Genomic DNA, 20,746 nt, shown 5'->3' on the forward strand with positions numbered 1-20,746 from the left:
GGTGCCCCGGACCGGCCGGACCCGGGACGGGACCGGCGGGAGCGCGCCCGGACCCGGGCCCGCCGCCGGACCGCCGACCCGGGGCCGGGAGCGGACCGCGGACCCGCGCCCCCGGGACGGCAGGACGCCGAGGATGCGGGGGAGGAGGCCACCCATGAGTGAACCGGCTGTCACCCCGGACAGGGCGGACCGGGCGCAGGCCCGGGCCGACGGTCCGGCCCCGGCGCCGCCGGGCCCGACCGCGGCCCGACGGGCGGGCCCGCCCCCGGCGGCCTGGGCCTGCGCGCTGACGCTGGCCGGCGGCCTGGGCTGGGTCCTGCTGGCCGTCACCCACCAGGACACCCGCTGGGCCACGCCCTTCTACCTCCACGACGGCGAGACCGTCCTGCTCGGCTTCGCCTTCGCGCTCTCCGGGCTGCTCATCCTCGCCCACCGCTCCGGCCCCGAGGAACACCCGCGGCCGGGGAGCGTCGCACCCGCCCCGCCCGTCGGCCGCAGCCTCGGCCGCTGCCTGCTCGCCGCCGGTCTCGGAGGCTGCCTCTCCCGGTTCGTCCTCTTCGCCGGCGCGGCGGCCGACGCCGGTCCGGTCGTGGAGGCGCTCGGCGCGGCCCTGCTGCTCGCGTCCGTCACCCTGTTCATCTTCATCTCCCTCGCCCTCCCCCTCTGGCTGCCCGAAGGGCGGCTGCCCGGTGGGCCCGGCCGCCTCTACGTCGCCGCGATCGCGGCGTGGAGCGCCCTGCACGCATGCGTGGTCCGCCTCGGAAGCCCGCTCCCGTACTTCGACGACGTCCTGGTCCCGGACGGCCGGGGGCTGCCGCTCGGGGAGTGGCGGGCGACGCTGGTCGCCTGGGGCATCGTCGTCACGAGCCTCGCGGTGGCGGCCGTCCGCTGGCGGCGCTCGGCGAGCCCGCACCGCTCCGTGACCGCCGTCCTCGTGCCGTACCTGATCTGGCTGATCACCACCAACATCGCGCTCCGGATGGGGAGTTCCGAGAGCGTCGCGGCGGTCGCGTACTTCGCCGGATCGGCGCTCTGGATGCTCGGCGCGGTCGGCTACGCCTTCACCCGTGACCGCTCCCACTACCTCGACCGGGCGACCCGCCGGATGTTCAGCGTCCTCGCCCTCACCGCGCTGCTGATCGCCGGCTACCTCGGCATCGCCCTGCTGCTGCGCCGTCTGCTGCCGCAGGCCAGTACCGCGGACGCCCAGCTGCTGGCCGCCGGGGCGCTCGCCATCGGCGGACTGCTCGGCCCCACCACTCGCTGGGTGGTGCGCGCCGTCGACCGGTTCTACTACGGTGACCGGGCCCGGCCCTACCAGGTGGTGCGGGCGCTCGCCGAACGCCTGAGCCGCGCCGTCAGCCCGTCCGACGCGCCGCCGCTGCTCTGCGACACCGTGGTCAACGCCCTCGGCCTGCCCGGCGCCCGGGTGGTCCTGCACACCCGCACCGGACCGCTCGAACTCGCCTCGGTCGGCGTGCTGGGACCCAACAGCCAGGTCTTCCCGCTCAGTTACGAGGGTACGGTGATCGGCGACCTGTACGCGCCGCCGCGCGCCGGACAGCCCGAGCTGGACGCCCAGGACCACGAGGTGCTGCGCTTCCTCGCCGACCAGGCCGCGCCCGCGATCGCCTCGCTGCGCCTCTACGAGGAGCTCCAGAGCGGGCGGCGACAGATCGTGCTGGCCCGGGAGGAGGAGCGCCGACGGCTCCGGCACGACCTGCACGACGGGCTCGGACCCACGCTGTCCGGCCTGCGGCTCGGCGTCGACACCGCGCGGGCCGCCGTGCCGCAGGACTCCGCGGCGGCCCGGTCGCTGGGCGCCGTCTCGGCCGGGATCGGCCAGGCGATCGTCGAACTCCGCCGGATCACGGAGGGGTTGGCGCCCGCCGCGCTGGCGGGGGAGGGGTTGGCGGTCGCGTTGCGGCGGCTGGTCGCGGAGCTGGACGGGCCGCGGGTGCGGATTTCCCTGGTGCTCGATCCCGATCCGCCACCCGCGCTGCCCGCCGCCGTCGAGGTGGCCGTGCTGCGGATCAGCGGGGAGGCGCTGAACAACGTCCTGCGTCATTCGGGTGCCGCCAAGGCCCGGTTGACCCTGCGGGTCCGGCCGGACCTCGTCGTCGTCGAGGCGTGGGACGACGGCTGTGGGTTCCCCGAGGCCCGGGCGGCGGGCGGCGGCGGGGCGGGGTACCGGCCGAGCGGGTCCGGCGTCGGGCTGCGTTCGATGGCCGAGCGTGCCGAGGAGCTGGGCGGCGGCTTCACGGCGGTCAACCACGACGGCGGGGCGCTCGTCCGGGCGGCGCTGCCCCGCACGCCGGAAGCGGACGACGCGTAGCCGAGGGCGGGTAGGGGTCGACGGGTAGCCGACGGCGGTCGGCCGACGGCGCGTGGGGGCCGTCGGGTGGGGGGTCGTCGGGGAGCGGCCGACGGCCGGCGACGGCGCGTGTCGGGAGGTGGCCGAACGGCCGCCGTCACCGGCCCGCTCGCTCCCCTCGTCGGGCCTCCCCTCTTGACGGGTCCGCGACTTGGCCCAATCATCATGGTCGCGTCAACTTCGCGACCCGACCCCGCTTACCCGCGAAGTGCCGCGCTTCCGTTCTGCCCCATCAGAAACCGGAGCCTCCCTTGACCGAGCGCGCCCCGCGGCGATTCCGCCTGCGCCGAACCACCCTGCCGACCGCAGCCGTGGTCACCCTCGCCGCCGCCCTCCTCGCCCCCGCCGCCGTCGCGGCCCCCGAAGCCCCGGCCGTCCGGGTCGCCTCGGCGGGCGTGAGCCCGGCTCTCGCCGCCGCCCCCGACATCCCGGTCGCCAACGTGAAGGCGCACCTCGCCCAGCTGCAGTCGATAGCCACGGCCAACGGCGGCAACCGCGCCCACGGCCGAACCGGCTACAAGGCCTCGATCGACTACGTGAAGGGCAAGTTGGACGCGGCCGGCTACACCACCACACTGAAGACCTTCAGCTACAACGGCGCGACCGGCTACAACCTGATCGCCGACTGGCCGGGTGGCGACACCTCGCACGTCGTGATGGCCGGTGCCCACCTGGACTCCGTCACCGGTGGTCCGGGCATCAACGACAACGGCTCCGGCTCGGCCGGTGTCCTGGAGACCGCGCTCGCCGTCTCCCGGGCCGGACTCACCCCCTCCAAGCACCTGCGGTTCGGCTGGTGGGGTGCCGAGGAGTACGGCATGATCGGCTCCAAGAACTACGTGAACAGCCTGTCCGCCGCGGACCGTTCGAAGATCGACACGTACCTGAACTTCGACATGATCGGCTCGCCCAACCCGGGCTACTTCACCTACCGCTACGACAGCACGCTCGACGCCCTGTTCCGGAACTACTTCGCCGGTCTCGGCATCAGCACCGAGCAGGACTTCGAGGGTGACGGCCGGTCCGACCACGCGCCGTTCCAGGACGCGGGCATCCGGGTCGGCGGCCTGTTCAGCGGCGCCGACTACACCAAGACCAGCGCGCAGGCCGCGAAGTGGGGCGGAACGGCGGGCCAGCCGTTCGACCGCTGCTACCACTCCTCCTGCGACACCACCGCCAACATCAACGACACCGCGCTGGACCGGATGAGCGACGCCATCGCGTACGCGATCTGGAACCTGGCCGCCGGGAGCACCACGCCGCCCACCGGTACGGTCTTCGAGAACACCGCCGACGTGCAGATCCCGGACTACGGGGCGGCGGTGACCTCCGACGTCGCCGTCACGGGCCGCACCGGCAACGCGCCGGCCGCGCTCCAGGTCGGCGTGGACATCAAGCACACCTGGCGCGGCGACCTGGTCATCGACCTGGTCGCGCCGAACGGCACCACCTTCCGCCTGAAGGACGCCAGCGGCAACGACTCCGCGCCCAACGTGCAGACCACGTACACGGTGAACGCGTCCGCCGTGGCCGCCAACGGCACCTGGAAGCTGAAGGTCCAGGACATCGGCCGGCAGGACACCGGCTACGTCGACAGCTGGAAGCTCACCTTCTGACGGCGCCGGGGGTGCCGGCCGGCCGGGCCGGCACCCCCGGGACCACCCGGTGCGGCTACGGCTGCATCTCGTACGCGCCGGAGAGCGCCTCGACCATGCCCCACACCTTCGCCGCCCGCGCACCGTCCGCGACCGGGCGGCGGACGTGCGCCAGCGCCCACGCGGCCTGCGCGTCCGTCGTCGACGCCTTGCCGTGCAGCTCGGTGGCGTGCGCGGAGAAGTCCCGCACCAGCGCGTCGAAGACCTGGTCGAGCAGGTCGGCGTCCAGTCCGGTCAGGGCGGCCTGCTCCAGGACCAGCTGGCCGTAGACGATCAGCGCGAAGAGCTGCCCGATCTCCAGCAGGAAGTCGAGGTCGGCCTGCTGCTCGGTGCTCGGCGCGGCGGTCAGCAGCAGCTCGCAGAAGCCGTCGGCCTGCTCGCGGAACCGCGCGACGTTCGGGACGTGCGCGTGCGCGTCGTAGGCGGTCCGCCAGTCGTGGAAGCGGATCGAGCCGAGGCCGCGGGCCGGACCCTGCCGGAACAGGAACGTGTCGTCGGCGGCGTCCCGGCGGCCGGGCACCGGGGCGTACTCGGCCGGGTCGAACAGGTAGTTGGCCATGAACTTGAGGATCAGCGCCAGGTTGACGTGGACGGTGCCCTCCAGCTTCGGCAGGCCGCGGATGTCCTTGGCGGCCTTGTCGAAGTAGGTGTCCGCCTCGAAGCCCTTGGCCGCGATGACGTCCCACATCAGGTCGATGACCTTCTCGCCCTCCGTGGTGACCTTCATCTTGGTCATCGGGTTGAAGAGCAGGTAGCGGCGGTCCTCGGGGGAGGCGGTGCGGAAGTAGTCCACCGCGCGGGCGGAGAACAGCTTCATCGCCACCAGCCGCGCGTAGGCGTCGGTCAGCTCGCGCCGCACGTGCGGGAAGTCGGTGACGTTCCGGCCGTACAGCACCCGGTTCCGGGCGTGCGTGACGGCCTCGTACATCGCGTGCTCGCAGATGCCGACGGAGGCCGTGCAGAGGTTGAACTTCCCGACGTTGACGGTGTTCAGGGCGGCGTCGAAGGCGGCCTTGCCGGTGTGCAGCACGTCGTCGGCGCGGACCGGGTACCCGTCCAGGCGGAATTCGCTGACGTACATCTGGGCGTTCACCACGTTCTTGACGAGGTGGTACGCCTCGTGGCGGCTGTCCGCGGCGAAGAAGACGTAGCCCTCCGGGCCGTCGACGTCGGAGCGGCGGCCGAACACCGAGACCAGGCCCGCGACGTTGCCGTTGCCGATGTAGTACTTGGAGCCGGTGGCGGTGAAGCCGCCGTCGCCGTCCGGGGTGAGGATCATGTCGGTGGAGTAGATGTCGGCGCCGTGGCTGCGCTCGGAGAGCCCGAACGCCATCACGTGCCCCTCCGTCAGGAGCTTCGCCGCGCGGGCCCGGACGGCCTCGTTCTCGCTCTGCCAGACGGGGCCGAGGCCCAGGATGGTGACCTGCCAGGTGTACCAGTAGCCCAGGCCGTAGAAGCCGAGGATCTCGTTGAGCTCGGCGATCCGCGCGGTGTCCCAGCGCTTGGCCGGGTCGGCGGCCGAGGGCGTCAGGAACTCGGCGAACAGGCCCTCCTTCGCCGCGAAGTCGAGGAAGTCGGCGTACCAGGTGCGGTCGACGTAGGTGTCGATCAGCGCCTTCTTGCCGCGCGACTCGAACCAGTCCACGGTCGTGCGCAGCAGCCGGCGGGTCGGCTCGTCGAACTGCGTGGGGTCGTAGGTGCGCGGGTTGAAGAGCATCGCGGGCTCCCGGGAGTGTCGAGGGTGGGGAGGGGTGTCAGGGGGTGTCGGCGGCGGAGCCGCCGGTACGGTCGGCGGGGTCCGGTCCGCCGGCCGGGCCGGTGCGCGCAGGGCCGGCGGACCGGCCGTCCACGTCGGCACCGGCGAGGTCGTGCAGGGTGGCGAGCACGTCGTCCAGCCAGGCGAGGGTCATGCGTTCGTACTCGATCCCGCCGCGCAGCACCACGTGCTGGAGCCGCTGCCGGGCGTCGAGGGCGTCCGGGGCCGGGAAGTCCCGCTGCTCGCCGTGCAGGTAGCGGGCGAGCAGGGCGGCGTGGCCGTCGCGGTGCCGTTCGACCTCGGGGATCAGCGCGGCCGGGTCGTCGAAGGCCGCCGCCCGGATCCGGACGGCCAGCTCGTGCCGGACGGTCTCCGGTTCGACGGGTTCGCGCAGCCAGCCGGCGAGTGCGGCCCGGCCGGGCGGGGCCGCCGAGTACACCTTCTTGTCCGGTCGGCCGTCCTGGGCGACCTCCTCGACGGAGATCCAGCCGTCCGTCTCCATCCGCCGCAGCACCCGGTAGATCTGCTGGTGCGTGGCGGTCCAGAAGCGGCCGATGGACCGGTCGAAGCGCCGGGCCAGTTCGTAGCCGGAGCCGGGCCGCTCCAGCAGCGAGACGAGGATCGCGTGCTCCAGTGCCATGAACGGCATCCTGCTATGCACCGAGTTGCATAGGCAATGGCGGCGCGCGAGGGTGAGACGGAGGTCACCCGGGTCGTCGGGGGTCGTCGGGGAGAGCGGCGGGGCAGGGTAGCTTCCGGGGCGAAAAGGTGCAAAACGGTCGAACGGCGCCAGAATGGTACTGGGCTAGCGCCCTCCATGTGCCGAACCTAGGAGGTGGTATCGGTGTCTACCCAGATTCCGATGGGCATGGAGCACCATCCGGACATCGTCGAACTACGGGAGCACTACGAGCGACTCACCCTCACTCCGCGGGCCCAGGCCGTCGAGGCCCTGGCCGTGCTGGCCGGTCTGTTCCTGGCGGCCTCGCCGTGGATCATCGGCTTCACCGCCTTCAACACGCTGACCGTCACCTGCCTGATCGTCGGACTCGCCTACTGCGTGCTGATGGCCGGCTACGGATCCGCGTACGAACGCACCCACGCGCGGGCCTGGGCGGCCACCCTGCTCGGCGCGTGGACGATCATCTCTCCGTGGGTCGTCTCCGGTGAGGTGGACCGCGGCAAGAACATCGTCACCTGCATGATCGCGGGCGGCGTGATGTTCCTGCTGGGGCTCGCCGCCATCTCGATGGCCACCATGACGTCGAACGGAGCATCGATGCGGCGCGGCCGGGCCGGTCGGGCCAGGGGCTGACGATCACGGGAAGCCCGACCCGGGGCGCGGAACGGCGAGGCCGCCGTCCGCGCCCCGGGTGCTGTCCTACGGCCGCGTCATCCGCAGCACGTCCAGGGCCTCGTCCAACTGCTCGACGGTGAGCCGGCCCTGCTCCACGTACCCGCGCTCCAGCACCACCTGCCGGATCGTCTTCCGCTCGGCCAGTGCCTGCTTGGCGACCTTCGCCGCCTCCTCGTACCCGATGTACCGGTTCAGCGGGGTGACCACCGAGGGCGACGACTCGGCGTACTCGCGGGCCCGCTCGACGTTGGCGGTGAGGCCGTCCACGGCGCGGTCGGCCAGCAGCCGGGCGCTGTTGGCGAGCAGCCGGACCGACTCCAGGACGTTGCGCGCGATCACCGGGAGCATCACGTTGAGCTCGAAGTTCCCGCTCGCCCCGGCCACCGTGACGGTCGTGTCGTTGCCGATCACCTGGGCGGAGACCATCAGCACCACCTCGGGCAGCACCGGGTTCACCTTGCCCGGCATGATCGACGAGCCGGGTTGCAGGTCCGGCAGGTTGAGCTCGCCGAGGCCGGTGCGCGGGCCGGATCCCATCCACCGGAGGTCGTTCGCGATCTTCGTGAACCCGACTGCGACGGTGCGCAGTTGGCCGCTCAGCTCGACCAGTCCGTCCCGCGCGCCCTGCGCCTCGAAGTGGTCCCTCGCCTCGGTCAGCGGCAGGTCGGTGGCGCGCGCCACCTCCTCGATCACGGCCGCCGCGAACCCGGGCGGGGTGTTGATGCCGGTGCCCACCGCCGTGCCGCCGAGAGGGAGTTCGGCCACCCGGGGGAGCGTGGCCAGCAGCCGCTCCCGCCCGTGCCGGACCTGCGCGGCGTACCCGCCGAACTCCTGGCCCAGGGTGACCGGCGTGGCGTCCATCAGGTGGGTCCGGCCGGCCTTGACCACCAGCGCGAACTCCGCGGCCTTGCGCTCCAGCGCCTCCGCGAGGTGCTCCAGCGCCGGGATCAGGTCGTGGGTGACGGCGGCGGTGGCGGCGATGTGGATCGAGGAGGGGAACACGTCGTTGGAGGACTGGCTGGCGTTGACGTGGTCGTTGGGGTGGACCGGTCGGCCCAGCCGCTCGCCGGCCAGGGTGGCGATCACCTCGTTGGCGTTCATGTTGGACGAGGTGCCCGAGCCGGTCTGGAACACGTCCACCGGGAACTCGGCGTCCCACTGCCCGGTGGCGACCTCGTCGGCGGCGGCCGCGACGGCCTCGGCCGTCTCCTCGTCCAGGACCCCGAGCCGGGCGTTGACCCGGGCGGCGGCGGCCTTGATCCGCGCCAGCGCGGCGATGTGCGCCCGCTCCAGCCGCTGGCCGGAGACCGGGAAGTTCTCCACCGCCCGCTGCGTCTGCGCCTGCCATTTCGCTGCGGCGGGCACCCGCACCTCGCCCATCGAGTCGTGCTCGGTCCGGTACTCCTGCTCGTCGGCCATCGCGCGCCGCACCTCCTGGTCGGTCCGGGCGGGCGCCGTTCCCCGGCCGTCCGACGGCCGTACGGCGCCCGTTCCCGGGCCCTCGCTCTCGGGTCTGGGGTCTGGGGTCCGGGTCCCGGTTCCGGGTCCCGCTCCCGATCACCACAGCCGCGCGCGGGCCCCGGGTATTTCCGAACCCGGAGCAGGGCTGCGGCGTCGGCGGGGCGGCGCCGTCGGAGCCGCCCCGGGAGGGGCCTACCGGAGCTCGACGCGGATGATCTCGCCCGCGCCGTCGCCGGCCTGGACGACCAGCGAACCGTCCGCCGCCCAGACGCCGGAGCCGCCCGAGGTCTCCGCGAAGTCGCCGCTGGCGCCCGCGCCGGTGGACAGCACGCCCCACACCCCGTGGGCGGTGGCCCGCTCGCGCATGTGGCTGTCGCGCCTGGCCAGCTGCGACTCGCTCACCCCGTACAGGGCGGAGCCGACGTAGGCGTCGATCCCGAGCCCGGCGGTCCGCTCGGCGTGCCCGGGCTCGGCGACGTCGGCGCACACGGCGAGGCCGAGGCGGAAGCCGTCCAGCTCCAGGACGGACGGCGTCCCGGCCGGGGCGAACCGCTCGACCTCCTGCCCGTGCAGGTGGGTCTTCCGGCAGGCGACCTCGACGCCCCGGCCGCTGACGGCCAGCGTGCCGATGTACTCGCGCCCGTCCCGGTCCGCCACCGGCGCGCCGACCAGCGCGACGGAGCCGGTCTCGGCGCAGGCCGCGACCAGGGGCGCCAGCCTGGGATCACCGGGAGCGAGGGCGGGTGCGTCCAGGTCGTACCCGGTGAGCGAGAACTCGGGGAACACCACCAGGCGCGTCCCGGCCTCCCGGACGGTGGCGGCGTGCCGTTCGACGTTGAGCACGACCGTGTCGGGCCGGCCGGACTCCGCACAGACGGGTTGGGCGACGGCGACGGTCAGCGGAGCCGACTGGGATGCGGATGCGGACACGGGCGCGGGCGCGGGCACGGTGGGGCCTCCGGGCGTGATCAGGTGGGATCGAGAGTGATCGGGCGTGATCCGGGATGGTGATCACTCATAACCTACGAGCCTGTCGCAGAACGGGGCAAGGTTCACCTGATCGAGTGAAGATCGCGAGGCGTCGCCCCGTGCTCGAACGGTCCGCTCCGTACGCTCGCCCCGAACCGGGGGAACCATCCGGGCCCCGGTCCGCCGGGGCCGATCGACAGGGGCGGGCATGGCGACACCACAGCGCGACGATCGCGGCAGCGGCAGCGGCAGCGGCAGGGACGGTCACGGTAGCGGCGACCCCGGCGGCGTAGGCCACCACGACGACCGCCCTGGCCGGGGCGCCCCGACCGGCCTCAGCCGTCGGCGTCTCCTCGGCGCCACCGCCGCGCTCGGCACCGGCGCCTGGCTGCTGCGCGGCACCGTCGGACCGGACGGCGCCGAGGCCGCCACCCTCCCCGCCCTCCCGCCCCCGCCCGACCTGCCCGCCGGCACCGAGATCACCCGGAGCGTCTACCAGAACTGGTCGGGTGAGGTCCGCACCGACCAGCTCTGGACCTGTGCCCCGCGCACCCCCGAGGAGATCCCCGCGCTCGCCGACTGGGCGCGCGCCCACGGCTGGCGGCTGCGCCCCCAGGGGTACCGGCACACCTGGGCACCGCTCACCGTCGCCGACGGCACCCCCGGGGCGGCCCGCGTCCTGCTGCTGGACACCACCCGCCACCTCACCGCGATCACCGCCGACTCTCCCACCACCGTCCGGGTCCAGACCGGCGCCACCATGGAGGACCTGCTCGCCCACCTGGCCGGCCGGGGTCTCGGCCTCACCGCCGTGCCGGCCCCGGGCGAACTGACCGTCGGGGGCGTGCTCGCGATCGGCGGCCACGGCACCGCCGTCCCCGCGGCCGGCGAACTGCGGCCCGACGGACACGGCTACGGTTCGGTCAGCAACCAGGTCACCCGGCTCACGGCCGTCGTCCACGACCCGGCCACCGACCGGTACGCCCTGCGCACCTTCGACCGGTCCGAGGCCGACAGCGCCGCCTTCCTGGTCCACCTCGGCCGGGCGTTCCTCACGGAGGTGGTCCTCCGGGCCGGTGCCGACCGGCCGCTGCGCTGCGTCAGCCGGCTGGACATCCCGGCCGCCGAACTCTTCGCCCGGCCCGGTACCGCCGGCCGGCCGCGCACCTTCGCCGACTTCGTCGAACGGGACGGCCGCGCCGAGGTCATCTGGTTCGCCTACACCGACCGCCCCTGGCTCAAGACCTGGAGCGTCGCCCCGACCCGCCCGTTCGGCTCCCGCGCCGTCGACGAGCCCTACAACTACCCCTTCTCCGACTCGATTCCGGAGCCCGTCGCCCGTCTGGCCGGTGAACTCGTCGGCGGTTCCTGGGCCGTGGCCCCGCTCTTCGGGCAGCTCCAGTACCTGATCGCCAAGGTGGCGCTCACCGGCGACATCACCGACATCCTGCTCTCGGGCGGTCTGATCCGCGACCTGCTCACCGGCGAGGTGCTCACCCACCTGCTCGCCGGCGGCCTGCGCTCCGACCTCTGGGGTCCGTCCCGCACCCTGCTCCAGTACGTGCGGCCCACCACCCTGCGGGTCACCGCCAACGGCTACGCGATCCTCGCGCGTCGGGCCGATCTCCAGTGGGTGGTGGCCGAGTTCGCCGACCGGTACCGGACGCTGCTCGACGCTTACCGGGCGCGGGGCGAGTTCCCGGTGAACGGCGCGGTGGAGATCCGGGTCACCGGCCTGGACGACCCCGCGTGGTCCGGGGTGCCCGGGGCACGCCCGCCGCTGCTCTCCGCGCTGCGCCCGCGTCCCGACCGGCCCGAATGGGACACCGCCGTCTGGCTCGACGTGCTCGGTTTCCCCGACACGCCCGGGTTGCACCGTTTCGGCAGGGACCTCGAACAGGCCCTGCTGCGTTCCTTCGACGGCACCAGGGCCGGTCTGCGCGTCGAGTGGTCGAAGGGCTGGGCCTACACCGAGGACGCGGCCTGGGCGGACCCGGACGTCCTCGACCGGGTCATCCCCGCCAGCCACCGGGACGGCGGCGGGCCCGGGTGGGACGAGGCGATCGCGGTGCTCGACCGGCACGACCCGCACCGGGTCTTCGGCAACCCCTTCCTCGACCGGCTGCTGAAGGCGTGAGGGCGTGAGGGGCTGAGGACCTGAGGGGCTGAGGGTCCTGCGGGTGTGAGCCGGACGGAACCCGTCCGATGGCCGGTCAGATGTGCTCCATCACGATCACCGCGAGTGTGCCGGGTTCCAGCGCCCGGAAGACGTGCGGGACGTCCCCCGGGTAGCTCACGTAGTCGCCCGGCCCCAGTTCGATCGGTGCCTCCGTCGGCCCGGCCAGCGCCCGTCCGGCACCCAGCAGGACGTGCTCCACCGTCCCCGTCATGTGCGGGTCGGAGGCCCGGGTCTCGCCGGGCTGGGCGTCGATCCGGTAGATGTCGCGGCGGGCGTTGGGCGGGCAGGAGGCGAGCAGGGTCGCGGCGTAGTCGGCCCGCTCGGAGTGGGTGATCGGGCCCTCGCCCGCCCGCACCACCCGGACCACCGGGCGCGGCGGGTCGACGAGCCGGCTGAACGGCACGTCCAGGGCGACGCCGAGCGCCCAGAGCGTCTCGACGCTGGGATTGCCGGCGCCCGACTCCAGTTGCGAGAGCGTCGACTTGGCGATCCCCGCGCGCCGGGCCAGCTCGGCCATCGACAGGCCGGTGCGCTCGCGCTCGCGCCGGATGGACGCCGCGATCAGCCCGATCAGCTCCGATCCGGTGGCGGAGCCCGGGTGTGATCCCTGGCCGCTGCCGGCGCCGGCACCGGAGGGCCGGGCGGTGCGGTCGGTCGGGGGGATCCCGTCGCTGGTGTCACTCATCCGCGTTCGCTCCACAGGTCCAAGCGTTCGCCTTGACGAACGGCAGCCATGGGGTTCACTCTACTGGACATGCGTTCGCTCCTCCGAACCCTGGAACGTTCCACGCTCCGTGACATCGCCCTGGTCTGTCTCGCCGACGCCCTGGTCGGCGCCTCGTTCGGGGCGATCACCGTCTCCGGTGGTCTCCCGCTCTGGGTGCCGGTCGTCATGTCCGTCCTCGTCTTCGCCGGTGGTGCCCAGTTCGCGGCCATCGGTGTCGTCCTCTCCGGCGGCGGCGCGCTTGCCGCCGTCGCCACCGGGCTGGTGCTCAACGCGCGCCTGCTGCCCTTCGGCTTCACCGTCGCCGGCGTGCTCGACGGCCCCTGGTGGCGGAGACTGCTGGGCGCGCAGCTCCTGACCGACGAGTCCGTCGCCTTCACCCTGCTCCAGCCCGACCGGCGGCGGCGCCGGGCCGCGTACTGGGTCTGCGGCCTCGCCCTGTTCGCCGTCTGGAACGCCTCCGTGCTGGTCGGCGCCGCGGCCGGCGGAATGATCGGTGACACCGACGCGCTCGGTCTCGACGCGGCCTTCCCGGCCGTGCTGCTCGCCCTGGTCCTGCCGTCGCTCACCGACCCCCGCACCCGGACGGCCGCCCTGGCCGGCGCCGTGGTCGCGGTGGCCGCCACGCCGTTCCTGCCGGCCGGAGTCCCGGTCCTGCTCGCCCTGTCCGGCCTGCTGTTCGCCCGGCGCCCCGCCGATCCCGCCCGGCCCGCCGATACCGCCGATACCGCTCGACCCGCCGATACCGCCGTCCCCGCGGACCCGGCCGGCTGCCCTTCGGACTCCGCCGCGAAGGCCGGCCCGTCCGGCGACGCGGCCCCGTCCGCCCCCGCCGACAGTGCCGGCGGCGCGGCCGACCGCAGCCGGCCGACCCCCCTCACCGAGGAGGTCCACTGATGCCCCTGCTCGCCGTCCTGCTGCTGGCCGTCGGCACCTACGCGTTCCGGATCGCCGGCCCGCTGCTCGGTGACCGGCTCACCGTCTCGGACCGCGTACGCCACCTGCTCGCCGTGGCCGCCGCCGTCCTGCTGGTCGCCCTGGTCGCCACCGGAACCTTCACGCAGGGCCACGACTTCGCGGGCTGGGCACGCCCGGCCGGCGTCCTGGTGGCCGGGGTCCTCGTGCTGCGCCGCGCGCCGTTCCCGCTCGTGGTGGTGGCGGCCGCCGCGACCACGGCGCTGCTCCGGCTCGCCGGGGTCTCCTGAGCCGATGCTCAGCGGGTTCCGTCGGTGAGCCGCTCCTGCTGGACCTCCGGGCGCTTGCTGTCCCACAGCAGCTCCCACACCTTGAAGACGCAGTGGTAGTCCCGCATGCTCCCCCGGGAGATCAGCATGTAGGTGTCGCCGTCCCGCAGCAGCGTGCGCCGGCGGCTGTTGAACGGGTGCTGCGGCGTGTACGACGGGACCAGCTTCCGCAGTTCGGCGAGGGCGTCCTCGCGGCTGCCCTCGATCTCGGCGAGCACCTTGGTGCCCCAGATCCGGTCGTCGCCTATTCCGTCGGTCTCCTGGACGACCAATGCCCAACGCGCCACGGTCCACCCCTCACGTCTCGTCACGTCCCCCCGCATCCCGCCCGTGTGCGAGAGCGGTCATCCTAGAGCTTGTCCCGGCCGGGGCGGACGTCCGCCCCGGCGGCCGGTTCCGCGGGCAGTGCCTTGTAGAAGACGGTCGTCGCGTGCGGCGTCCCGGACGGGTCGGTCGCGTAGTCCGGCACGGTGCCGACCCGGGTCCAGCCCGCCGCCGCGTACAGCCGCTCGGCGGGGCTTCCCGTCTCGGTGTCCAGGACCAGGGTCCGGATCCCGTGTTCCACGGCCGCCGACTCCAGTGCCGTCAGCAGCCGGCCGGCCAGCCCCCGGCCCCGGTCCGCCCGGTGCACCATCAGCTTGGCCACCTCCGCCCGGTGCCGGCCGTTGGCGGGGGTCGCCGGGCGCAGCTGCACCGTCCCCGCGATCCGGTGGTCCGCGTCGTGGTGCGCGGCCCAGACCAGCAGCCGACCGGCCGCGACGTCCGGGGCCAGGGCCCGCCACCAGCCGGCGGCCTCGGCGGCGTCGAGCGGGGCGAGGAACCCTAGGGAGGAGCCGCTGCCGACGGTGTCGACCAGGAGTTCGGCCAGCGGCCCCGCCGAGTCCCGCAGTTCGCCCGCCGCCAGCCGCCGGACTGTGTACATGCTCACTCCCTCGCCGCCGGTCCTCCGAAGGCAGGGCCCGTGCGGAATACTCGCCGGTACCCAGCGCTGCGACCGGCACCCGCCGAGACTAACAAGGAGCTCCCATGGCGAAGCCGACCAGGATCGACCCCGCCGACCTGCTCGCCGTCGGTGACCTGCTCACCGACGAGGAGCGGCTCGTCCGCGACACCGTGCGGAGGTTCGCCGACGAGCGGATCCGCCCGCACGTCGGTGACTGGTTCGAGCGGGGCGTCTTCCCGGCCCGCGAACTCGCCCCGGAGCTCGGCGCCCTCGGTGTCCTCGGCATGCACCTCGACGGTTACGGCTGTACCGGCTCCACCGCCACCGCCTACGGCGTCGCCTGCATGGAGCTGGAAGCCGCCGACTCCGGGCTGCGCAGCTTCGTCTCCGTCCAGGGCTCGCTGGCCATGCGCTCGATCCACGCCTTCGGGTCCGAGGAGCAGAAGCAGCGCTGGCTGCCCGGTCTCGCGGCCGGTGAACTCATCGGCTGCTTCGCCCTCACCGAACCGGACTTCGGCTCCGACCCCGCGAACATGCGGACCCGGGCCCGCCGCAAGGGCGCGGGTGAGGCCGCCGACTGGGTGCTCTCCGGATCCAAGATGTGGATCACCAACGGCAGCGTCTCCGACGTCGCCGTCGTCTGGGCGCAGACCGAGGACGGCGTCCGGGGCTTCCTGGTCGAACCCGGCACGACCGGCTTCACCGCGACCGACGTGCACGGCAAGCTCTCGCTCCGGGCGTCCGTCACCAGCGAACTGGCCTTCGACGAGGTCGTGCTGCCCGCCGACGCGGTCCTGCCCGGCGTCAGCGGCCTGCGCGGACCGCTCTCCTCCCTCAACGAGGCCCGCTACGGCATCCTCTGGGGTACCGTCGGCGCCGCCCGCGACTGCTACACCACCGCGCTCGACTACGCGAAGAGCCGGATCCAGTTCGACCGGCCGATCGCCGGGTTCCAGCTCACCCAGCAGAAGCTCGTGGAGATGATGCTGGAGGTCGAGAAGGCGTACCTGGTCGCGCTGCGGATCGGCCGGCTCAAGGATGAGGGGGCGGCCCGTCCGGCGCACATCAGCTTCGGCAAGCTGAACAACGTCCGTGCCGCGCTCGAGATCGCCCGCAGTGCCCGCACCGTGCTCGGCGCCAACGGGATCACCACCGAGTACCCCGTTCTGCGGCACGCCAACAACCTCGAATCGGTGCTCACGTACGAGGGCACCGGTGAGATCCACACCCTCGTCCTCGGGGAGACCATCACCGGAGAGTCGGCCTACCGCTGACGGCCGGTCCCGACTGCGGACCGTCGCCACCGGCCGGGTCCGGGCCGGTCCCGCGCGGCGTCCGCGGCGGCGCCGCACGGGAAAAACGGTTCGTCCGCCGGGCCGTTCGTGGATACCTTCGGTGACCATGAACGGCCCGACGGCGCAGCCCGTCACCTCAGTCACGCCCACCACGACCCTCTGGCGCCCGACCGGTCCCGCGGAGCTGGCCCTGGTCGAGGCCGCGGACCGGCGCGCCTGGCCGCCCCGCCTCCCCGACCAGCCGGTCTTCTACCCGGTGCTGAACGAGGACTACGCGATCCGCATCGCCCGCGACTGGAACGTCCCCGCGTCCGGGGTCGGCTACGTCACGCGGTTCGAGGTGGAGACCGCGTTCCTCGCCCGCTATCCCGTGCGGCGGGCGGGCGGCCGGACGATCCTCGAACTCTGGGTGCCCGCAGAGGAGTTGCCCGAGTTCAACCGGCACATCGTCGGCCGCATCGAGGTCGTCCACGAGTTCCGGCCCGCGTCGTGACCGGGCCGTTCGGGCTCCCGGCCGCCCGATCCGCCGGCCCGCGCGCGGTGACACCGGACGCCGCACGGTCACCCGCCGTTGTGCCGGAGGACACCTGGTGGTCCGGCAAGGCGTGAAGCATGACGCGGTCGGTGACGCCCTCGCGGGCGGGTCCGGCACCCGCACCGCGAAAGGAACCACCGTCCTCATGTCCGTACCACCGCTGCCCCGCCCCCGGCCCCGGGTCCTCGTCGTCGGAATCGACGGCGTCCGGTACGACCTGCTGGAGCAGGTCCCGATGCCGAGGCTGGCGGAGGTCGCGGGGGCCGGCTTCCTGGCGCCCGTCACGGTGGCGGAGTCCACACCCACCATGTCGGGGCCCTGCTGGGCCACCGTCGTCACCGGCGTCGAACCCGCCAAGCACGGCGTCTGGGGCAACCACCTGGGCGGCAACCGGCTCGACGTCTTCCCCGACTTCACCACCCGGCTGGCCCGGCAGGACCGCCGCCGCACCTACGTCGCGGCCGGCTGGGACCCGCTGGTGATCGGCGAGTCCGGCGGACCGTTGTTCCGCGCACCCGGCCGGCTCAGCTACGTCGCCCCCGCCGAGGACACCCCCGAAGCCTGGGAGGCCGTCGACGAGGAGGTCACCCGGGAGGCCGTCGACGTCCTGCGCGCCGCCGACCCGGAGGCCTCCTTCGTCTACCTCGGCGCCGTCGACGAGACGGCCCACTTCCTCGGTTGCGGGGACGAGTACCGCGCCTCGATGCGCACCGCGGACGAACGGCTCGGCCGCCTGCTCGACGCGGTCCGGGCCAGGCCCGGCTACGCCGACGAGGCGTGGACGATCATCGTTGTCACGGACCACGGCCACGTCGATGCCGGGGGCCACGGCGGACGCACCCCCGAGGAGCGCACCGCCTGGGTCGCCTGCGCGGGGCCGGACATCCCCGCCGCGCCGCCCACCGGCGAGATCCGCCACCCGGACGTCGCCGCCCAGGTGTACGCGGCCCTCGGCCGGCCGATCGACCCGCACTGGACCCTGGACGGCCGTCCGTTCCCCGTCGCCCGGCCCGTCCCGGCCGGGGCCTGACGGGGCCTGACGGTCGGACGGCCCCGGTACGAGGGCCCGGTACGCCGGGCCCGGTGCGGTGTGCGGCAAGCGGGTGGCCCGCGCACCCGGGCGGCCCCGGCCGGGTGCGCCCCGGCCCCGTCCGGGCCAGGCTCGACCAGGGTGAACCCCTAGACCGGACGGCCTCGCGTACGCCTGAAGGTGGAGGGCGTACCCCCCAAGGACGGCGGACGGTCGCGACTTGCTGGTGACGTCCCGACAGGGGCGGACGGGCCAGGATGGGAGACAACCGGAGCGCCGGCCCCCGGACCGGGTCGGCGACGGCCGCGGGGGACAGCGGTTCCGGCAGAGGTACGGAAGTGGTCCGGGCAGTGGTCCGGACAACGGCTCGGGCAGCGGCTCGGGTGGGCGGTGTCGCACGGCGCGCCGCACAGCAGTGGTGGCGGTGCCGCACGGGGCGGCACCGCAGGAGGAGAGGGCAGGCGGGCATGAACGGCATCGTGGGCAAGGTCGTACTCGGAGTGGCCGGCACCGGCATGGCCGTCGCCGCCGCGGCCGTGGCGGTCGGACCTCGGGTCGTCGACTGGTACGACGGCCGGCACCAGGAGCAGTCCAGCTACGCCAGCGGCAGCGAGGCCAAGGCCGGCCGCCACTCGGTGCCGACCTGGCTGCCGGACAACGCCTCCTCCGTCCGGTACCTGGCCTCGACCACCGGCGACGACCGCCTGCTGATCGCCACCCTGCCGGAGGGCAGGCTGCCCGCCGGGTGCACCGCCACCGCATCCGGCCGCGGTGGCCACCCGGCACCGGCCACCCTCAAGGCGGGCTGGTTCCCGGAGGGCGTCGTCTCGAAGGTCACCGGCTCCTGCGGCCACTACAACGTGACCCTGACGGGCAACCGGCTCTACGCGTGGCAGGACGGCGCCGCCGTCCAGGCCGCCCTGCGGGCCGAGCGCGTCGCGCACTGACGGGCCCGCCCGACGGCCCCGCACCGACGGGCCCGCCCTCCGGTCGGCAGGGGGCGGCGGAGGGAGGGCCGTGGGCCACGCGGTGGACCCCGACTGTCGGGGCGCCGGGCCGCTGGGGTAGGACGGAGCGAGCACGACTCCCGCGTTCGTTCCGAGAGGAGCCCCATGCCTGGTTCGACCGCCGGCCCCGCCGGTGACACGTCGACCGCTCCCGCCGCCCCCACCGACCCCGGAACCGCAGACGCCCCCGGCCGCGCCACCATCGCCGTCCTCGGCGGCCTGGTCGCCCTCGGCCCCCTCACCACCGATCTCTACCTGCCGGGCCTCCCCGCGATCGCCGAGGACCTCGTCGCCGAACCGGCAGCCGTGCAGCTCACCCTCACCTTCTCGATGTTCGGCGTCGCCGCCGGCCAGCTGATCTTCGGACCGCTCAGTGACCGCCTTGGCCGCCGCCCGCCCCTGCTCGCGGGCCTCGTCGTCTACACCGTCGCCAGCATCGTCTGCGTGATCGCGCCCAACCTGCCCGTCCTGATCGCCAGCCGCTTCGTCCAGGGCGCCGCCGGTGCCGCCGGGCTCGTCATCGGCCGCGCCGTGGCCCGCGACCGCTTCGAGGGCGTCTCGATGATCCGCTTCCTCGCCTCGATCACCCTGATATCCGGACTGGCCCCGATCCTCGCGCCCCTCGTCGGCGCCCAGCTCCTCCGCGTCACCTCCTGGCGCGGCACCTTCGGGGCCCTGGCCGTCCTCGGGCTGCTGCTCACCCTGATCGCCTTCGCCGCCCTCCGGGAGACCCTCCCGGCCTCCGCCCGGCACGGCGGGGGCCTGGGGACGACGCTGCACACCATGGGCGGACTCCTGCGCCGGCTGCCGTTCCTCGGCCTCGCGCTGACCAGCACCTTCGCCTTCGGCTCGCTGTTCGGCTACATCAGCGGCTCCTCGGTGGTGCTCCAGCAGGTCTACCACGTGTCCCCGCAGACCTACAGCCTGCTGTTCGGGCTCAACTCGCTGGCGATCGTCGGTGTCACCCAGTTGAACGGCCGCGTCCTCGCCCACCGCTTCACCGCCGGGACGCTGATGACGGTGGGCCTCGGTACGTCCATCGCGGCGGGCGTGTCCCTGTTCCTCGTCACCGCCGTCTGGGACCTCGGGCTGGTCGCCTTCTGCGCCTCGCTCTTCGTGATGATGGGCAGCCTCGGCATCGTCCTCCCGAACTCCGCCGCCCGCGCCCTGAGCCTGGTCGCCCCGAAGGCCGCCGGTTCCGCCTCCGCCCTCATCGGCACAGGAACGTTTCTCTGCGGCGCGATCGTCGCCCCGCTCAGCAGCCTGGGCGGCAAGCCGTCGGCGGTCCTGCTCGCGATCGTCGTGCTCTGCTGCTCGGTGCTGGCCGCCACGTCCTACGCCGTCCTCTGCCGCCCCGGGAGGTCGACCCCGGCCGACGCCCCGAAGCCGGCCGTCGCGTAGCGGGGCGGGGAACGCGCCCGGCCGGCCCGCCCGTCCCCCGTGGGGCGGCCGGGCGGCTGCCTTCGCGGCAGCGCGCCGCGCCGGGCTGCGGCCCTGGTCCCGCCGGTGCCGCGGTACTCCGGCCAGGAACCGCGTCAGGGGTGCCGCGACGCATGCTCGCGGCACCCCTGAGCGGCACCCCTGACGGGACGGCCGGGCTCGTCCGTCCTCCGACGGAATAGGCCGTCAGCCGTCAGCCGTCGGCTTCAGGCTTTCGCCGGCTGTCGTTCCGTCAGGCGATGGAGAAGTCGTCGCCGAAGACATTGCCCTGCCCGTACCAGCCGTGCAGGTACACCGTGGCGGTGCCGGAGGCGCCGGTGGTGAACGGCACGGTGAGCTTGGTCCAGCCGCTCGCGCTGGTCCAGGCGGAGCCGGTGGCACCGCCGCTCACGCCGAGGTAGGCGTAGCTGCCCTGGACCCAACCGGTCAGCGTGTAGGTCTTGTTGGGCGCCAGCGTGACGGTCTGCTGGCACTGGCCGGTCTGCGAGGCACTGGCCGCGGCCTGGAGCGCGTAGGACCCGGAGTGGGCCGGGGTGCTCACCACGGAGCCGCCGCTCTGGCAGGTCCACGGACCGAGGCTGCCGGTCTCCAGGCCACCGTTGACCAGGCCGCCGGGCTGGGTGACGCCGGTGACGGTCAGCGTGTAGGTGCTGGTGTGGGTGCCGGAGGGGGCGGTGCCGGTGACGGTGAGCGGGTAGGTGCCGGGTGTGGTGGTGCCCGCCGTGGTGATGTTGAGCGTGGCGGGGGATCCGGCGGTGACGCTGCCGGGGGTGGCGG

At 73.9% G+C, this 20,746-nt stretch carries 19 protein-coding genes; 11 read left to right on the forward strand and 8 right to left on the reverse strand.

Translation table 11 applies throughout. The annotated features are described in order from the left end of the window. Positions 1-154 precede the first annotated feature (154 nt). Both PUR61_RS15695 and PUR61_RS15700 read left to right on the forward strand, forming a co-directional pair. Complete coding sequence (locus tag PUR61_RS15695; RefSeq protein WP_329879465.1) at positions 155-2,335, forward strand: sensor histidine kinase; 2,181 nt, start codon at positions 155-157, stop codon at positions 2,333-2,335. A gap of 320 nt (positions 2,336-2,655) precedes the next feature. After that, on the forward strand, positions 2,656-3,990 hold the full coding sequence (locus PUR61_RS15700; protein WP_380356103.1) for a M28 family metallopeptidase: 1,335 nt from the start codon (positions 2,656-2,658) through the stop codon (positions 3,988-3,990). A gap of 55 nt (positions 3,991-4,045) precedes the next feature. Here the strand turns inward: PUR61_RS15700 and PUR61_RS15705 are convergent, their stop codons facing one another. Together PUR61_RS15705 and PUR61_RS15710 are read right to left on the reverse strand one after the other, a co-directional pair. Further along, positions 4,046-5,746 carry an acyl-CoA dehydrogenase family protein gene (locus PUR61_RS15705; RefSeq protein ID WP_329879466.1) on the reverse strand — a complete coding sequence of 567 codons (1,701 nt, stop codon included), beginning with the start codon at positions 5,744-5,746 and terminating at the stop codon, positions 4,046-4,048. Between the two features lie 37 nt (positions 5,747-5,783). After that, on the reverse strand, positions 5,784-6,425 hold the full coding sequence (locus PUR61_RS15710) for a PadR family transcriptional regulator (RefSeq protein ID WP_443035173.1): 642 nt from the start codon (positions 6,423-6,425) through the stop codon (positions 5,784-5,786). A 204-nt stretch (positions 6,426-6,629) separates the two neighbouring features. On the opposite strand from PUR61_RS15710, the gene PUR61_RS15715 reads away from it, so the two are divergent. Beyond that, complete coding sequence (locus tag PUR61_RS15715; RefSeq protein WP_329879467.1) at positions 6,630-7,100, forward strand: SPW repeat protein; 471 nt, start codon at positions 6,630-6,632, stop codon at positions 7,098-7,100. A 66-nt stretch (positions 7,101-7,166) separates the two neighbouring features. On the opposite strand, the gene PUR61_RS15720 is transcribed toward PUR61_RS15715, so the two are convergent. Next, positions 7,167-8,561: a class II fumarate hydratase gene (locus tag PUR61_RS15720; protein WP_329879468.1), complete on the reverse strand. Its 1,395-nt coding sequence runs from the start codon at positions 8,559-8,561 to the stop codon at positions 7,167-7,169. Between the two features lie 234 nt (positions 8,562-8,795). Continuing rightward, the gene (locus PUR61_RS15725; RefSeq protein WP_329879469.1) at positions 8,796-9,533 is read right to left on the reverse strand and encodes a carbon-nitrogen hydrolase family protein; all 738 of its coding nucleotides are present in this window, start codon (positions 9,531-9,533) and stop codon (positions 8,796-8,798) included. A 247-nt stretch (positions 9,534-9,780) separates the two neighbouring features. On the opposite strand from PUR61_RS15725, the gene PUR61_RS15730 reads away from it, so the two are divergent. Then, positions 9,781-11,709, forward strand: a complete 1,929-nt coding sequence (locus PUR61_RS15730) for a cholesterol oxidase substrate-binding domain-containing protein (RefSeq protein WP_329879470.1) — start codon at positions 9,781-9,783, stop codon at positions 11,707-11,709. Between the two features lie 76 nt (positions 11,710-11,785). Here PUR61_RS15730 and PUR61_RS15735 read toward each other — a convergent pair whose 3' ends face one another. Continuing rightward, positions 11,786-12,436: a helix-turn-helix domain-containing protein gene (locus tag PUR61_RS15735; RefSeq protein ID WP_329879471.1), complete on the reverse strand. Its 651-nt coding sequence runs from the start codon at positions 12,434-12,436 to the stop codon at positions 11,786-11,788. Positions 12,437-12,505: 69 nt separating this feature from the next. Between PUR61_RS15735 and PUR61_RS15740 the strand changes: the two genes are divergently transcribed. Together PUR61_RS15740 and PUR61_RS15745 are read left to right on the forward strand one after the other, a co-directional pair. Beyond that, on the forward strand, positions 12,506-13,372 hold the full coding sequence (locus PUR61_RS15740) for an AzlC family ABC transporter permease (protein ID WP_329879472.1): 867 nt from the start codon (positions 12,506-12,508) through the stop codon (positions 13,370-13,372). Continuing rightward, positions 13,372-13,680 carry an AzlD domain-containing protein gene (locus tag PUR61_RS15745; protein ID WP_329879473.1) on the forward strand — a complete coding sequence of 103 codons (309 nt, stop codon included), beginning with the start codon at positions 13,372-13,374 and terminating at the stop codon, positions 13,678-13,680. The genes PUR61_RS15740 and PUR61_RS15745 overlap by 1 nt, the downstream gene beginning before the upstream one ends. 8 nt (positions 13,681-13,688) lie before the next feature. Here the strand turns inward: PUR61_RS15745 and PUR61_RS15750 are convergent, their stop codons facing one another. Further along, positions 13,689-14,006, reverse strand: a complete 318-nt coding sequence (locus PUR61_RS15750; protein WP_329879474.1) for a hypothetical protein — start codon at positions 14,004-14,006, stop codon at positions 13,689-13,691. A 62-nt stretch (positions 14,007-14,068) separates the two neighbouring features. Continuing rightward, positions 14,069-14,641: a GNAT family N-acetyltransferase gene (locus PUR61_RS15755; RefSeq protein WP_329879475.1), complete on the reverse strand. Its 573-nt coding sequence runs from the start codon at positions 14,639-14,641 to the stop codon at positions 14,069-14,071. Positions 14,642-14,745: 104 nt separating this feature from the next. On the opposite strand from PUR61_RS15755, the gene PUR61_RS15760 reads away from it, so the two are divergent. The 5 genes from PUR61_RS15760 to PUR61_RS15780 all read left to right on the forward strand — a co-directional run bounded on the left by PUR61_RS15760 (position 14,746) and on the right by PUR61_RS15780 (position 19,930). Further along, positions 14,746-15,936 (forward strand): acyl-CoA dehydrogenase family protein, encoded by a 1,191-nt coding sequence (locus PUR61_RS15760; protein ID WP_329879476.1) that lies wholly within the window; start codon positions 14,746-14,748, stop codon positions 15,934-15,936. 127 nt (positions 15,937-16,063) lie between these two features. Next, on the forward strand, positions 16,064-16,450 hold the full coding sequence (locus PUR61_RS15765) for an ADP-ribosylation/crystallin J1 (RefSeq protein ID WP_329879477.1): 387 nt from the start codon (positions 16,064-16,066) through the stop codon (positions 16,448-16,450). A gap of 187 nt (positions 16,451-16,637) precedes the next feature. Further along, positions 16,638-17,522, forward strand: a complete 885-nt coding sequence (locus PUR61_RS15770; RefSeq protein ID WP_443035174.1) for an alkaline phosphatase family protein — start codon at positions 16,638-16,640, stop codon at positions 17,520-17,522. Between the two features lie 467 nt (positions 17,523-17,989). Beyond that, a complete protein-coding gene (locus PUR61_RS15775; RefSeq protein WP_329879478.1) occupies positions 17,990-18,469 on the forward strand; it encodes a hypothetical protein in 480 nt (159 codons plus the stop codon). A 165-nt stretch (positions 18,470-18,634) separates the two neighbouring features. Beyond that, entirely contained in the window at positions 18,635-19,930 is a 1,296-nt protein-coding gene (locus PUR61_RS15780; RefSeq protein ID WP_329879479.1) for a multidrug effflux MFS transporter, read from the forward strand. A 271-nt stretch (positions 19,931-20,201) separates the two neighbouring features. Here the strand turns inward: PUR61_RS15780 and PUR61_RS15785 are convergent. Further along, on the reverse strand, positions 20,202-20,746 hold a 545-nt coding region (locus tag PUR61_RS15785), incomplete at its 5' end, for a carbohydrate binding domain-containing protein (RefSeq protein ID WP_329879480.1).

Source organism: Streptomyces sp. BE20 (genome assembly GCF_036322525.1).
In the GTDB taxonomy this organism is placed as follows: domain Bacteria; phylum Actinomycetota; class Actinomycetes; order Streptomycetales; family Streptomycetaceae; genus Kitasatospora.